Annotated in this window: 13 protein-coding genes; 7 read left to right on the top strand and 6 right to left on the bottom strand. The window is 50.6% G+C overall.

Features of this window, described 5'->3' with window-relative positions; all coding sequences use genetic code 11:
- Nucleotides 1-21: 21 nt before the first annotated feature.
- On the bottom strand, nucleotides 22-489 hold the full coding sequence (yigI, locus tag AACU19_RS06895) for an acyl-CoA thioesterase YigI (protein ID WP_001277142.1): 468 nt from the start codon (nucleotides 487-489) through the stop codon (nucleotides 22-24).
- Nucleotides 490-653: 164 nt separating this feature from the next.
- Here yigI and pldA point away from each other — a divergent pair, with 164 nt between their 5' ends.
- The 3 genes from pldA (at nucleotide 654) to rhtC (ending at nucleotide 4,168) form a co-directional block, all read left to right on the top strand.
- Nucleotides 654-1,523, top strand: a complete 870-nt coding sequence (gene pldA / locus AACU19_RS06890) for a phospholipase A (RefSeq protein ID WP_001259701.1) — start codon at nucleotides 654-656, stop codon at nucleotides 1,521-1,523.
- Nucleotides 1,524-1,654: 131 nt separating this feature from the next.
- On the top strand, nucleotides 1,655-3,484 hold the full coding sequence (recQ, locus tag AACU19_RS06885; protein WP_000035580.1) for an ATP-dependent DNA helicase RecQ: 1,830 nt from the start codon (nucleotides 1,655-1,657) through the stop codon (nucleotides 3,482-3,484).
- Nucleotides 3,485-3,547: 63 nt separating this feature from the next.
- Complete coding sequence (gene rhtC / locus AACU19_RS06880) at nucleotides 3,548-4,168, top strand: threonine export protein RhtC (protein WP_000928831.1); 621 nt, start codon at nucleotides 3,548-3,550, stop codon at nucleotides 4,166-4,168.
- 36 nt (nucleotides 4,169-4,204) lie between these two features.
- Here the strand turns inward: rhtC and AACU19_RS06875 are convergent, their stop codons facing one another.
- Both AACU19_RS06875 and rhtB read right to left on the bottom strand, forming a co-directional pair.
- Nucleotides 4,205-5,065 carry an Rpn family recombination-promoting nuclease/putative transposase gene (locus AACU19_RS06875; protein WP_000133650.1) on the bottom strand — a complete coding sequence of 287 codons (861 nt, stop codon included), beginning with the start codon at nucleotides 5,063-5,065 and terminating at the stop codon, nucleotides 4,205-4,207.
- A 158-nt stretch (nucleotides 5,066-5,223) separates the two neighbouring features.
- Nucleotides 5,224-5,844, bottom strand: coding sequence for a homoserine/homoserine lactone efflux protein (gene rhtB / locus AACU19_RS06870; protein ID WP_000171696.1), 621 nt, complete (start codon nucleotides 5,842-5,844; stop codon nucleotides 5,224-5,226).
- Nucleotides 5,845-5,954: 110 nt separating this feature from the next.
- Here rhtB and pldB point away from each other — a divergent pair, with 110 nt between their 5' ends.
- The 3 genes from pldB (at nucleotide 5,955) to bioP (ending at nucleotide 8,760) form a co-directional block, all read left to right on the top strand.
- Nucleotides 5,955-6,977 (top strand): lysophospholipase L2, encoded by a 1,023-nt coding sequence (gene pldB / locus AACU19_RS06865; RefSeq protein WP_000487646.1) that lies wholly within the window; start codon nucleotides 5,955-5,957, stop codon nucleotides 6,975-6,977.
- A gap of 7 nt (nucleotides 6,978-6,984) precedes the next feature.
- Nucleotides 6,985-7,785, top strand: a complete 801-nt coding sequence (yigL, locus tag AACU19_RS06860) for a sugar/pyridoxal phosphate phosphatase YigL (RefSeq protein WP_000285353.1) — start codon at nucleotides 6,985-6,987, stop codon at nucleotides 7,783-7,785.
- A 75-nt stretch (nucleotides 7,786-7,860) separates the two neighbouring features.
- Complete coding sequence (gene bioP, locus AACU19_RS06855) at nucleotides 7,861-8,760, top strand: biotin transporter (RefSeq protein WP_001196238.1); 900 nt, start codon at nucleotides 7,861-7,863, stop codon at nucleotides 8,758-8,760.
- On the opposite strand, the gene metR is transcribed toward bioP, so the two are convergent.
- Nucleotides 8,648-9,601: an HTH-type transcriptional regulator MetR gene (gene metR, locus AACU19_RS06850; protein ID WP_000573618.1), complete on the bottom strand. Its 954-nt coding sequence runs from the start codon at nucleotides 9,599-9,601 to the stop codon at nucleotides 8,648-8,650. The genes bioP and metR overlap by 113 nt on opposite strands.
- 235 nt (nucleotides 9,602-9,836) lie before the next feature.
- On the opposite strand from metR, the gene metE reads away from it, so the two are divergent.
- Nucleotides 9,837-12,098, top strand: a complete 2,262-nt coding sequence (metE, locus tag AACU19_RS06845) for a 5-methyltetrahydropteroyltriglutamate--homocysteine S-methyltransferase (RefSeq protein ID WP_105278848.1) — start codon at nucleotides 9,837-9,839, stop codon at nucleotides 12,096-12,098.
- Between the two features lie 286 nt (nucleotides 12,099-12,384).
- Here metE and AACU19_RS06840 read toward each other — a convergent pair whose 3' ends face one another.
- Both AACU19_RS06840 and tssD read right to left on the bottom strand, forming a co-directional pair.
- Complete coding sequence (locus tag AACU19_RS06840) at nucleotides 12,385-12,630, bottom strand: MarR family transcriptional regulator (protein ID WP_105278847.1); 246 nt, start codon at nucleotides 12,628-12,630, stop codon at nucleotides 12,385-12,387.
- Nucleotides 12,620-13,768, bottom strand: a complete 1,149-nt coding sequence (gene tssD / locus AACU19_RS06835; protein WP_105278846.1) for a type VI secretion system tube protein TssD — start codon at nucleotides 13,766-13,768, stop codon at nucleotides 12,620-12,622. Before tssD ends, AACU19_RS06840 begins: the two co-directional genes overlap by 11 nt.
- Nucleotides 13,769-13,938: the final 170 nt, after the last annotated feature.

The following is a 13,938-nucleotide window of genomic DNA, read 5'->3' as shown; positions in this document are numbered from 1 at the left end:
AGTTTACCTGCTTTTACGTTATCAACCTACCATATAGGTGGCGGTGGCACTGGCTATATAAAGCTGTTCTTCATTGTGTAATTCAACGCGGGCGACGGCGACTTTATTGCCCGCACGCAACAGACTACTGGTAGCAGTAAAACGCTCACCCCTGCCTGGGCGCAGATAATCGACGCGAAGATCAATGGTCCCCATCCGCGATAGCCGCTGGCGCAGTTCATCTTCACTGATGGTTTCGTGGCGGGTTAAGGTACTTCCCACGCACACCAGACCTGCGGCGACATCCAGCGCCGACGCAATGACCCCGCCGTGCAAAATGCTTTGCGCCCAGTTACCCACCATCATTGGCTGATTTTTAAAGGCCAGCTGTGCGAACTCTTTTTCGTAACGCTCCAGTTCCATCCCCAATGCGCGGTTAAATGGCATGTGATAAACAAACATCTCACCCACTAATTTCAGGGCTTGTTCAGCGGTCAGTACGGCAGACATATCATCCTTACACTTCATTGGTTAATGAAATGTTGATTTTATGCTTCTTTTCTGTTGGTTTCTACTTTAGGAAGGGATAACTAACGGCAAAGGAGTTAAGTATGTAAAATAGCCCGCAGAAAAATATTCATCTAATCAATAATTCGTTACGGAGAACACGACCGATGCGGACTCTGCAGGGCTGGTTGTTGCCGGTGTTTATGTTGCCAATGGCAGTGTATGCGCAAGAGGCAACGGTAAAAGAGGTGCATGACGCGCCTGCGGTGCGTGGCAGTATTATTGCGAATATGCTGCAGGAGCATGACAATCCTTTCACGCTCTATCCTTATGACACCAACTACCTCATCTACACCCAAACCAGTGATCTGAACAAAGAAGCGATCGCCAGTTATGACTGGGCGGAAAACGCGCGTAAGGATGAAGTGAAATTCCAGTTGAGCCTGGCATTTCCGCTGTGGCGCGGAATATTGGGGCCAAATTCGGTGTTGGGAGCTTCTTACACGCAAAAATCCTGGTGGCAACTGTCCAATAGCGAAGAGTCTTCACCGTTTCGTGAAACCAACTACGAACCGCAATTGTTCCTTGGTTTTGCCACAGATTACCGCTTTGCTGGCTGGACGCTGCGCGATGTGGAGATGGGTTATAACCACGACTCTAACGGGCGTTCAGACCCGACTTCCCGCAGCTGGAACCGCCTTTATACCCGTCTGATGGCAGAAAACGGTAACTGGCTGGTAGAGGTGAAGCCGTGGTATGTGGTGGGGAATACTGACGATAACCCAGATATCACCAAATATATGGGTTACTACCAGCTTAAAATCGGCTATCACCTGGGTGATGCGGTGCTGAGTGCGAAAGGACAGTACAACTGGAACACCGGTTACGGTGGTGCGGAGTTAGGCTTAAGTTACCCGATCACCAGGCATGTGCGCCTTTATACCCAGGTTTACAGCGGTTATGGCGAATCGCTCATCGACTATAACTTTAACCAGACCCGTGTGGGTGTGGGGGTTATGCTGAACGACTTGTTCTAATGTGAGTTGATTGAAAGGCAAAACTGGAATCCAGCATCCAGGATTACCCTCTCAGAGACTAAAAGCATTGCAGTTTCTCGCGCAGGCGCTGAAAATAGCGCCTGTTTTTATTTCAGGCAATCGGGGTTAATGTGGCGCAGGCGGAAGTGTTGAATCTGGAGTCCGGGGCTAAACAGGTTTTACAAGAAACCTTTGGCTACCAACAGTTTCGCCCCGGCCAGGAAGAGATTATCGACACCGTACTTTCCGGTCGCGATTGCCTGGTCGTCATGCCCACTGGTGGCGGAAAATCCCTTTGCTATCAAATTCCTGCCTTACTGCTAAACGGTCTTACCGTGGTTGTTTCACCACTGATTTCGTTGATGAAAGATCAGGTGGATCAGCTACAGGCCAACGGCGTGGCGGCGGCGTGCCTTAACTCGACGCAAACCCGCGAGCAGCAGCTTGAAGTAATGACAGGCTGCCGCACCGGGCAAATCCGCCTGCTGTATATCGCGCCGGAACGCCTGATGCTGGATAACTTCCTTGAGCATCTGGCGCACTGGAATCCAGTGTTATTAGCCGTTGATGAAGCGCACTGTATCTCCCAATGGGGGCACGATTTCCGCCCGGAATACGCCGCGCTCGGTCAGCTGCGTCAGCGTTTTCCTACTCTGCCGTTTATGGCGCTAACCGCCACCGCCGACGACACCACGCGGCAGGATATCGTGCGCCTGCTGGGGCTGAACGATCCGCTGATTCAAATCAGCAGTTTTGATCGCCCGAACATTCGCTACATGCTGATGGAGAAATTCAAACCGCTCGATCAGTTGATGCGCTACGTGCAGGAACAACGCGGTAAGTCGGGGATTATTTACTGTAATAGTCGTGCGAAAGTAGAAGACACCGCCGCGCGTCTGCAAAGCAAGGGTATCAGCGCAGCGGCTTATCACGCCGGGCTTGAAAACGATGTCCGTGCGGACGTGCAGGAAAAATTCCAGCGCGATGACCTGCAAATTGTGGTGGCGACGGTAGCGTTCGGCATGGGCATCAACAAGCCTAACGTCCGCTTCGTGGTTCACTTTGATATTCCACGCAATATCGAATCCTATTATCAGGAAACCGGTCGCGCCGGGCGTGATGGCCTGCCCGCGGAAGCGATGCTGTTTTACGATCCGGCCGATATGGCGTGGCTGCGCCGTTGCCTGGAAGAAAAACCGCAGGGGCAATTGCAGGATATCGAACGCCATAAACTCAATGCGATGGGCGCGTTTGCTGAGGCGCAAACCTGTCGTCGTCTGGTGCTGCTGAATTACTTTGGTGAAGGGCGGCAGGAGCCGTGCGGGAACTGCGATATCTGTCTCGATCCGCCAAAACAGTACGATGGTTCAACCGATGCGCAGATTGCGCTTTCCACCATTGGTCGTGTGAATCAGCGTTTTGGTATGGGCTATGTAGTGGAAGTGATTCGCGGTGCGAATAACCAGCGAATCCGCGACTATGGTCATGACAAACTGAAAGTCTACGGCATGGGCCGCGATAAAAGTCATGAGCACTGGGTGAGCGTAATCCGCCAGTTGATTCATCTCGGTCTGGTGACGCAAAACATCGCCCAGCATTCGGCATTACAACTGACAGAAGCCGCACGCCCGGTGTTGCGCGGCGAATCCTCTTTACAACTTGCCGTGCCGCGTATTGTGGCGCTCAAACCGAAAGCAATGCAGAAATCTTTCGGTGGCAATTACGATCGCAAACTGTTCGCCAAATTACGCAAACTGCGTAAATCGATTGCCGATGAAAGCAATGTCCCGCCGTACGTGGTGTTTAACGATGCGACCTTGATTGAGATGGCGGAACAGATGCCAATCACCGCCAGCGAAATGCTCAGCGTTAACGGCGTTGGGATGCGCAAGCTGGAACGCTTTGGCAAACCGTTTATGGCACTTATCCGTGCGCATGTCGATGGCGATGACGAAGAGTAGTCAGCAGCATAAAAAAGTGCCAGGATGAAGACTCCGTAAACGATTTCTCCGCGAGTCAATTGTATGTTGATGTTATTCCTCACCGTTGCCATGGTTCATATTGTGGCGCTTATGAGCCCTGGTCCCGATTTCTTCTTTGTTTCTCAGACCGCTGTCAGTCGTTCGCGTAAAGAGGCGATGATGGGCGTGCTGGGCATTACCTGCGGCGTAATGGTCTGGGCAGGGATCGCGTTGCTTGGCCTGCATTTGATTATCGAAAAAATGGCCTGGCTGCATACGCTGATTATGGTGGGCGGTGGCCTGTATCTTTGCTGGATGGGTTACCAGATGCTGCGTGGCGCGCTGAAAAAAGAGGCTGTTTCTGCGCCTGCGCCACAGGTCGAGCTGGCGAAAAGCGGGCGTAGTTTCCTCAAAGGATTACTGACTAATCTCGCCAATCCGAAAGCGATTATCTACTTTGGTTCGGTATTCTCATTGTTTGTTGGTGAGAACGTCGGCACCACTGAGCGCTGGGGCATTTTCGCGTTGATTATTGTCGAAACGCTGGCGTGGTTTACGGTGGTTGCCAGCCTGTTTGCTCTACCGCAAATGCGCCGTGGTTATCAACGTCTGGCGAAGTGGATTGATGGTTTTGCCGGGGCGTTATTTGCCGGATTTGGTATTCATTTGATTATTTCGCGTTAAGCACTTCCCCCTGATACACTATCAGGGGGAATAACATCAGGATTGTAATTGATAAAGGTCTTCCTGAGAAAGCCCGGTCATTTCCATAATCAACTGCAAATCAAAGCCACGCTGTAGCATTGCTTTTGCGACATTGAGAAGGGCATCGCGCCGAAGTTCTTCCGCTAAAGTCATCAGTTCCTCTCCTTGTTGAGGCACTCGTTGTGCCAGACCATGTACTAATGTTCGTACATCCTGTGCTTCACCTACCAGCGCCATGTAGTTTATCAACATGCGTATTTGCTGTCCGCTCATCTGCCCCAGAATCATTAAGCGGGATAACTTATCTAACAGCGTTGTCATATCCCGTTGACGGATATGCTTCTGTACCAGCGTAAAGGCGGCCATGCTGCGGTGTTGCATGATTTCGTCATCAGGAATTAGCGTAATATCAACCAGCGGAAAAGCATGGAAATAGAGATCGCGTGCAACGTCCGGATCCGGAAAACCATCGAGCCAGTTTGTTGACCATGGATATGGGCTACGCTTTCCCTGGTAAAAAAGAATGGGGATCACCAGAGGCAGATAATCATGTCCCGCTTCAAGATGCCGCTGCATGGTGGCAATAGCATAGCGAAGCATACGGAACGCCATATTTTCATCAGGTGAACTTTGATGCTCAATCAACACATAGATATATCCGCACCCTTTCGTCGTCTCTACTGAATAAAGTACGTCGTTGTAATACTGGCGCAGGTTTTCCTCTACAAAACTGCTGGACTCGAGATGGAGCGTATCAAGATTGCAGAGTTTAACTAAAGAAGGCGGCAGATGAATTTCAATAAAGTCACGGGCCGTTTCTGGTCGGGATAAAAAAGCCTTAAAGATTGCGTCATGTGGTGTCGTTGCTTCCGTCATTTTTCATCATCCGTGGGTGAAATATGGCGGCATTCTGGCACTAACAAAGAGAAGTAAATAGTAAATAAATTAACAGATTACGCTTATTACGAGATGCCTCGAGCGCGGATGTAACAATCTCTCGAGGCACATTAATTTACGTGAGCTTTATTCCAGTTTTAAGCATGTCTCGCCGATGCCAACAACGCTCCTACCAGCATAAACAACGAGCCGAAAATCTTATTCAGCGCCTTCATCTGTTTTGGCCCTTTTATCCATAATGCGATCCGTTGGGCGAGGGTGGCGTAACCGATCATCACAATAATATCGACCACAATAGTGGTGACGCCGAGCACGATATACTGCATCAGTTGCGGCTGCTGCGGCATGATGAATTGCGGAAAGAGCGCCGCCAGAAACACAATACTTTTGGGATTGGTGAGATTCACAAAAACTGCGCGCTGGAACAAATGTCGGCGTGATTGGGTTGAGGCCAACGATTTAAGATCAATTGCGCCAGCGGCGCGCCACTGCTGTATTCCCAGCCATATCAGGTAAGCTGCACCTGCCCACTTCAACACTTCAAACGCAATCACTGAGCGGGAAAATAGCGTTCCTAAACCCACGCCAACCAGCACAATATGTATTGCCAGCCCCGTCTGCAAACCGGCAATAGACGCCATCGCACCACGATAACCGTGATTGAGCGAGGTGGTCATGGTGTTGATTGCACCAGAGCCTGGCGACAGGCTTAAAATGATTGATGTTAGCAGGTAGGCAAACCACCATTCTAAGGTCATGATGAACTCCCGGTGTGTCTATTTTTGTGCCACAATACGCTACTGTCGAAGCGTTGTGTCAGGCACGCTTAAAAAAACGATTTTACGTGGTTTAAGAGGCAGATTACCCGATGTTTCAGCAGCAAAAAGACTGGGAAACAAGAGAAAACGCGTTTGCTGCTTTTACCATGGGACCGCTGACTGATTTCTGGCGTCAGCGTGATGAAGCAGAGTTTACTGGTGTAGATGACATTCCGGTGCGCTTTGTCCGTTTTCGCGCACAGCACCATGACCGGGTGATAGTCATCTGCCCGGGGCGTATTGAGAGCTACGTAAAATATGCGGAACTGGCTTACGACCTGTTCCATTTGGGGTTTGATGTCTTAATCATCGACCATCGCGGGCAGGGACGTTCCGGTCGCCTGTTAGCCGATCCGCATCTTGGGCATGTTAATCGCTTTAATGATTATGTTGATGATCTGGCGGCATTCTGGCAACAGGAGGTCCAGCCCGGTTCGTGGCGTAAGCGCTATATACTGGCACATTCGATGGGCGGTGCGATCTCCACGTTATTTCTGCAACGCCATCCAGGAGTATGTGACGCCATTGCGCTAACTGCGCCAATGTTTGGGATCGTGATTCGTATGCCGTCATTTATGGCGCGGCAGATCCTTAACTGGGCCGAAGCGCATCCACGTTTCCGTGATGGCTATGCAATAGGCACCGGGCGCTGGCGCGCGTTGCCGTTTGCTATCAACGTACTGACCCACAGCAGACAGCGATATCGACGTAACTTACGCTTCTATGCTGATGACCCAACGATTCGCGTCGGTGGGCCGACCTACCATTGGGTACGCGAAAGTATTCTGGCTGGCGAACAGGTGTTAGCCGGTGCGGGTGATGACGCCACGCCAACGCTTCTCTTGCAGGCTGAAGAGGAACGCGTGGTGGATAACCGCATGCACGACCGTTTTTGTGAACTCCGCACCGCTGCGGGCCATCCTGTCGAAGGGGGACGACCGCTGGTAATTAAAGGTGCGTACCATGAGATCCTTTTTGAAAAGGACGCAATGCGCTCAGTCGCGCTCCACGCCATTGTTGATTTTTTCAACAGGCATAACTCACCCAGCGGAAACCGCTCTACAGAGGTTTAAATTTCTTATGTACCAGGTTGTTGCGTCTGATTTAGATGGCACGTTACTTTCTCCCGACCATACGTTATCCCCTTACGCCAAAGAAACTCTGAAGCTGCTCACCGCGCGCGGCATCAACTTTGTGTTTGCGACCGGTCGTCACCACGTTGATGTGGGGCAAATTCGCGATAATCTGGAGATTAAGTCTTACATGATTACCTCCAATGGCGCGCGCGTTCACGATCTGGATGGCAATCTGATTTTTGCTCATAACCTGGATCGCGACATTGCCAGCGATCTGTTTGGCGTGGTCAACGACAACCCGGACATCATTACTAACGTTTATCGCGACGACGAATGGTTTATGAATCGCCACCGCCCGGAAGAGATGCGCTTTTTTAAAGAAGCGGTGTTTAAATATGCACTGTATGAGCCAGGATTACTGGAGCCGGAAGGCGTCAGCAAAGTGTTCTTCACCTGTGATTCTCATGAACAACTGCTGCCGCTGGAACAGGCAATCAACGCTCGTTGGGGCGATCGCGTCAATGTCAGTTTCTCTACCCTAACTTGTCTGGAAGTGATGGCGGGCGGCGTTTCAAAAGGCCATGCCCTGGAAGCGGTGGCGAAGAAACTGGGCTACAGTCTGAAAGATTGTATTGCCTTTGGTGACGGGATGAACGACGCCGAAATGCTGTCGATGGCAGGTAAAGGCTGCATTATGGGCAGTGCGCACCAGCGTCTGAAAGATCTGCATCCGGAGCTGGAAGTGATTGGTACTAACGCCGAGGATGCAGTGCCGCATTATCTGCGTAAGCTCTATTTATCGTAATCGTTCTTTATTTGGTCAGTTGTCAACCTGATACTTCGCTACAATGGATACTCGTTAATCAAAGAGTTTTCCATTGTGGCGCTACTTATCATCACCACGATTCTGTGGGCCTTCTCCTTTAGCTTTTATGGCGAGTACCTTGCGGGGCACGTCGATAGCTATTTTGCGGTGCTGGTGCGCGTTGGCCTGGCGGCACTCGTTTTTCTGCCGTTTCTGCGTACCCGTGGCAATAGCCTGAAAACGGTCGGCCTGTATATGCTGGTGGGCGCGATGCAGCTCGGCGTGATGTATATGCTGAGTTTTCGCGCCTATCTCTACCTGACGGTCTCCGAGCTGTTGCTGTTCACCGTACTGACTCCGCTCTACATCACGCTGATTTATGACATCATGAGTAAGCGCCGTCTGCGCTGGGGCTATGCTTTTAGCGCCTTGTTGGCGGTGATTGGTGCCGGAATTATTCGCTATGATCAGGTCACCGACCACTTCTGGACTGGCCTGCTGCTGGTGCAACTCTCCAATATCACTTTTGCCATCGGCATGGTGGGTTACAAACGCCTGATGGAAACTCGTCCGATGCCACAGCATAACGCCTTTGCGTGGTTCTATCTTGGTGCGTTCCTGGTGGCGGTGATTGCATGGTTCTTGCTGGGAAATGCGCAGAAAATGCCGCAAACCACGCTGCAATGGGGCATTCTGGTGTTTCTTGGCGTGGTGGCCTCCGGGATTGGCTACTTTATGTGGAACTACGGCGCGACTCAGGTGGACGCCGGAACGCTGGGCATTATGAATAATATGCACGTTCCGGCAGGGCTGTTGGTTAACCTGGCTATCTGGCACCAACAGCCGCACTGGCCAACGTTTATTACAGGCGCGCTGGTGATCCTGGCCTCACTGTGGGTGCATCGTAAGTGGGTCGCTCCGCGCTCTTCACAAACGGCAGATGATCGCAGGCGTGATTGCGCGCTGAGCGAATAAACGCTTCTGTAATCGGCTGACGCTGCTCGCCATCGCGCACGGCGGCGTACAGTCGGCTCCACAAGCCTTCGCCCAGGGTTTTGGTGACCACCAGACCCTGGCGTTCAAAACTCTCCACCACCCAGTGCGGTAGCGCAGCGATGCCCATCCGCGCGGCAACCATCTGAATCAACAACAAGGTGTTATCGACGCTTTTCAGTGACGGGCTAACGCCTGCGGGCTGAAGAAAATGCCGCCAGACATCCAGTCGGCTACGCTGCACCGGATAAATCAACAGCGTTTCGCTGGCGAGGTCTTCCGGCGTGATTCGCGTTTTCGCCGCCAGTGGATGGTCAGGCGCTAACACCAGACGCACTTCATAATCGAACATCGGCGAATAATGCAGGCCACTGCGCGGCAGAATATCGGAGGTCATCACCAGATCCAGCTCACCCTGCTGCAACGCGGGCTGCGGGTCAAACGTCACGCCCGATTTAAAGTCCATCTCTACCTGCGGCCAGTTCTTATGGAAATTTTCTAACGCGGGCGTCAGCCACTGAATACAGCTATGGCACTCAATGGCAATGCGCAGGCGCGTCTGCTGCGGTTCATTGCAGGCTTGCAGTGCCTGGCTGATTTGCGGCAGCACCTGATTCGCCAGTTGCAACAGGATTTCTCCCTGCGGTGTAAAGCGAAGCGGCTGGCTTTTACGCACAAATAGCCGGAAGCCAAGGCGTTGTTCCAGATCGCTAAACTGGTGAGACAGGGCGGATTGCGTTTGATGCAACGTCGCCGCAGCGGCTGCGAGTGAGCCGCAGTTCCGCAACGCTTGTAGCGTTTTCAGGTGTTTTACTTCGATCATGAAAGTCCTTCACTTCGGCATGAATAATTTGCGCTTGAGGAATATACAGTAACCGCCAATTATGGATGTGTAAACATCTGGACGGCTAAAATCCTTCGTCTTTTAAATTTATGGTGCGTTGGCTGCGTTTCTTCACCCCGGTCACTTACTTCAGTAAGCTCCCGGGGATGAATAAACTTGCCGCCTTCCCTAAATTCAAAATCCATAGGATTTACATATAATTAGAGGAAGAAAAATGACAATATTGAATCACACCCTCGGTTTCCCTCGCGTTGGCCTGCGTCGCGAGCTGAAAAAAGCGCAAGAGAGTTATTGGGCGGGGAACTCCACGCGTGAAGAACTGCTGGCGGTAGGGCGTGAACTGCGTGCTCGTCACTGGGATCAACAAAAGCAAGCGGGTATCGACCTGCTGCCGGTGGGCGATTTTGCCTGGTACGATCATGTCCTGACCACCAGCCTGCTGCTGGGTAACGTTCCGGCGCGTCACCAGAACAAAGATGGTTCGGTAGATGTCGACACCCTGTTCCGTATTGGTCGTGGACGTGCACCGACTGGCGAACCTGCGGCGGCAGCGGAAATGACCAAATGGTTTAACACCAACTATCACTACATGGTGCCGGAGTTCGTTAAAGGCCAACAGTTCAAACTGACCTGGACGCAGCTGCTGGAGGAAGTGGACGAGGCGCTGGCGCTGGGCCACAAGGTCAAGCCCGTGCTGCTGGGGCCGGTTACCTACCTGTGGCTGGGTAAAGTGAAAGGTGAACAGTTTGATCGCCTGAGCCTGCTAAACGACATTCTGCCGGTTTATCAGCAAGTGCTGGCAGAACTGGCAAAACGTGGCATTGAGTGGGTACAGATCGACGAACCGGCTCTGGTACTGGAACTGCCGCAGGCGTGGCTGGACGCCTATAAACCCGCTTACGACGCGCTCCAGGGCCAGGTGAAACTGCTGCTGACTACCTATTTTGAAGGCGTAACGCCAAATCTCGACACCATTACTGCGCTGCCTGTTCAGGGTCTGCATGTCGATCTCGTACATGGTAAAGATGACGTTGCTGAACTGCACAAGCGTCTGCCTTCTGACTGGCTGCTATCTGCTGGTCTTATCAATGGTCGTAACGTCTGGCGCGCCGATCTTACCGAGAAATATGCGCAAATTAAGGACATTGTCGGCAAACGCGATTTGTGGGTGGCATCTTCCTGCTCATTGCTGCACAGCCCTATCGACCTGAGCGTGGAAACGCGTCTTGATGCAGAAGTGAAAAGCTGGTTTGCCTTCGCCCTGCAAAAATGCCATGAACTGGCATTGCTGCGCGATGCGCTGAACAGTGGTGACACGGCAGCTCTGGCAGAGTGGAGTGCACCGATTCAGGCGCGTCGTCACTCTACTCGTGTACATAATCCGGCGGTAGAAAAGCGTCTGGCGGCGATCACCGCCCAGGACAGTCAGCGTGCGAATGTCTATGAAGTGCGTGCTGAAGCCCAGCGTGCGCGTTTTAAACTGCCAGCCTGGCCGACCACCACGATTGGCTCTTTCCCGCAAACCACAGAAATCCGTACCCTGCGTCTGGATTTCAAAAAGGGTAATCTCGACGCCAACAACTATCGTACGGGCATTGCAGAACATATCAAGCAGGCCATTGTTGAGCAGGAACGTCTGGGTCTGGATGTGCTGGTGCATGGTGAGGCCGAGCGTAATGACATGGTGGAATACTTTGGCGAGCACCTCGACGGGTTTGTCTTTACGCAAAACGGTTGGGTACAGAGCTATGGTTCCCGTTGCGTGAAGCCACCGATTGTTATTGGTGACGTTAGCCGCCCGGCACCGATTACCGTGGAGTGGGCGAAGTATGCGCAATCGCTGACTGATAAACCGGTGAAAGGGATGCTGACTGGCCCGGTGACCATTCTCTGCTGGTCGTTCCCGCGTGAAGATGTCAGCCGTGAAACCATCGCCAAACAAATTGCGCTGGCGCTGCGTGATGAAGTGGCGGACCTGGAAGCCGCTGGAATTGGCATCATCCAGATTGATGAACCGGCACTGCGCGAAGGTTTACCGCTGCGTCGCAGCGACTGGGATGCCTATCTCCAGTGGGGCGTGGAGGCTTTCCGTATCAACGCCGCCGTGGCGAAAGATGACACACAAATCCACACTCACATGTGTTACTGCGAGTTCAACGACATCATGGATTCGATTGCGGCGCTGGACGCAGACGTCATCACCATCGAAACCTCGCGTTCCGACATGGAGTTGCTGGAGTCGTTTGAAGAGTTTGATTATCCAAATGAAATCGGTCCTGGCGTCTATGACATTCACTCGCCAAACGTACCGAGCGTGGAATGGATTGAAGCCCTGCTGAAGAAAGCGGCAAAACGCATTCCGGCAGAGCGTCTGTGGGTCAACCCGGACTGTGGTCTGAAAACGCGCGGCTGGCCAGAAACCCGCGCCGCGCTGGCGAACATGGTGCAGGCGGCGCAGAATTTGCGTCGGGGGTGATGAGTATTAACGAGTCACTGTAAATTGCAGTACGATGAAAGAGGCAAAACTGCCTGATACCAAGTCTACATAATTTATTCAATTTATTGAATTTTCAAGATTTAGTTGGCCAGATAAGGCGTTCACGCCGCATCCGGCATGAACAACACGCACTTTGCCAATAATCTGATGGCTTCCATCACCGGAAGCCATTTTGCTATCTGCGGCCGTTCAGACACAGAAATAACCGAATCATTTTTTTCGCAAAATATAATCCTGAGCGATTTGTTCAGTAATCAACGCTACGTTATTTATTCTCACTTTTCACGAGATTGTATCCCTTTTCAGTAACGTGGTAGTGAGGCATAGACTTATGTCCGCTATCCTCAATAATAACCAAACCCTCGTTAGCTAATTTGTTAACAATGTTAACAACATTACCGAATCCTGGAATTTGCCTTACAGATAGTGTGCGATCGAGATTCATCCAGTTCCAGTTTATATCTTTCTCAGCCATAACTTTCAGTACGTTAATTTCAGTTTCAGTTATCATAGTCAAGTGCATCCTGGTGGTATAAGTCATTAAGTTCTCCCTTAAGTTTATAATCTTCTAGAGTAGCAGTATGCGTATGATTCCAGAGTGCATAGCCTGCGTCACCATCAGGTTGTCCTGTTTCCCAACCAAGATTACAGTAACGCTGATATTCCCGACATTCATGAGTATAGAAGTTAAGATCTACTTGTTCTGGGGGGATTTTTCCTTTCTCAATATCTTTCAGTCTATTGATCATCACTTCATTTACAGGGTCATGACCAAATCTGGCTATGTGTTTTTCAACAATAGCGATACCTTCCCTGTTGATTGTTACGCCATCTGTCGTCAGATTTTCTATTGGACCACCGGCAAGGTCGGGATTAAATGGTCTTCCTGATACTGCTCCTCTGGCTCCGAAATGCTCAAGTGATTCCAAATCAGGGAGTCTCATTCTCCCCAGAACTGCTCCAGCAACTATTGAAGCACCAGCGATGAGTAACCCTTTGTTATCCATAACTTGATTGTAACCAGCAGGTGCATCTCCCCCCAACTTGTTTGCTGTTTCCCTGAATCCTTCGATATTCCCATTGTATATGCCGCCAGCAGCAAGCAGTCTGCCAACAGCTTTACTATTGAGTGTTTTGAGGCCATTATCATCTTTAGTTTTTGGCCGTGGTATAAACAGACGATTGTAGTTATCGGGAAATGCCAAATAACTAAATTCAGTATTAGCAATCAGATGCCTGGAGAGTATATATTCATAACTGACAGTGATGGTTTCTGTATCCAGATTGTTCTCCGTAAACAGGTGATTGATTGCTGATAAGAGCGCGCCGCGGAGTTGAATGTTGTAATATTTCTCCCATCGACCAAATCTATTGATCCGATAGAAGTCAAACTCCATGAACAACTGCTCGTTATTGTTAATAGCGTTAATAAGTAACGGGGAGCTTTTGTCAATCAACTTACAGAAACTAAGGCCATGCAAATGTGACCCTTTTCCTGTATTCGTAATACTATTAGAGAGCGAGAATGCGAAGATTTCATCTTCATGACCAATCTGCCAGCGATTACCTATTGATGTGCTCGTTCCACAACGAGAGGAAATACATCCGTGTTGTTCTCCGGTTATGGTCAGGTAGATAATATCACTCATCCTTGAAAAACCTTTTGTTAATTTTTTTGTGAAAGAAAAATAGTATTGTTATTTTTTACCTTTATTTACGCCTAAAAGGGATGAACTAAAATGTGAAAAACAAAATGTTTCACTTTAATATCTTTTTATCAGGAAGGTCTGAGATAATTTATAATTAATGTGAATGTGTT

The organism is Escherichia sp. MOD1-EC4550 (assembly GCF_963876935.1).
Taxonomy (GTDB): Bacteria; Pseudomonadota; Gammaproteobacteria; order Enterobacterales; family Enterobacteriaceae; genus Escherichia; species Escherichia coli_F.
Note: the sequence above shows the minus strand (reverse complement) of the source record. Positions and strands in the feature narration are given on the sequence as shown.

Coding starts and splice junctions, on each gene's coding strand:
- yigI (WP_001277142.1), bottom strand. CDS start 489: ATGTCTGCCGTACTGACCGCTGAACAAGCCCTGAAATTAGTGGGTGAG.
- pldA (WP_001259701.1), top strand. CDS start 654: ATGCGGACTCTGCAGGGCTGGTTGTTGCCGGTGTTTATGTTGCCAATG.
- rhtC (WP_000928831.1), top strand. CDS start 3,548: ATGTTGATGTTATTCCTCACCGTTGCCATGGTTCATATTGTGGCGCTT.
- AACU19_RS06875 (WP_000133650.1), bottom strand. CDS start 5,065: ATGACGGAAGCAACGACACCACATGACGCAATCTTTAAGGCTTTTTTA.
- rhtB (WP_000171696.1), bottom strand. CDS start 5,844: ATGACCTTAGAATGGTGGTTTGCCTACCTGCTAACATCAATCATTTTA.
- pldB (WP_000487646.1), top strand. CDS start 5,955: ATGTTTCAGCAGCAAAAAGACTGGGAAACAAGAGAAAACGCGTTTGCT.
- yigL (WP_000285353.1), top strand. CDS start 6,985: ATGTACCAGGTTGTTGCGTCTGATTTAGATGGCACGTTACTTTCTCCC.
- metR (WP_000573618.1), bottom strand. CDS start 9,601: ATGATCGAAGTAAAACACCTGAAAACGCTACAAGCGTTGCGGAACTGC.
- metE (WP_105278848.1), top strand. CDS start 9,837: ATGACAATATTGAATCACACCCTCGGTTTCCCTCGCGTTGGCCTGCGT.
- AACU19_RS06840 (WP_105278847.1), bottom strand. CDS start 12,630: ATGATAACTGAAACTGAAATTAACGTACTGAAAGTTATGGCTGAGAAA.
- tssD (WP_105278846.1), bottom strand. CDS start 13,768: ATGAGTGATATTATCTACCTGACCATAACCGGAGAACAACACGGATGT.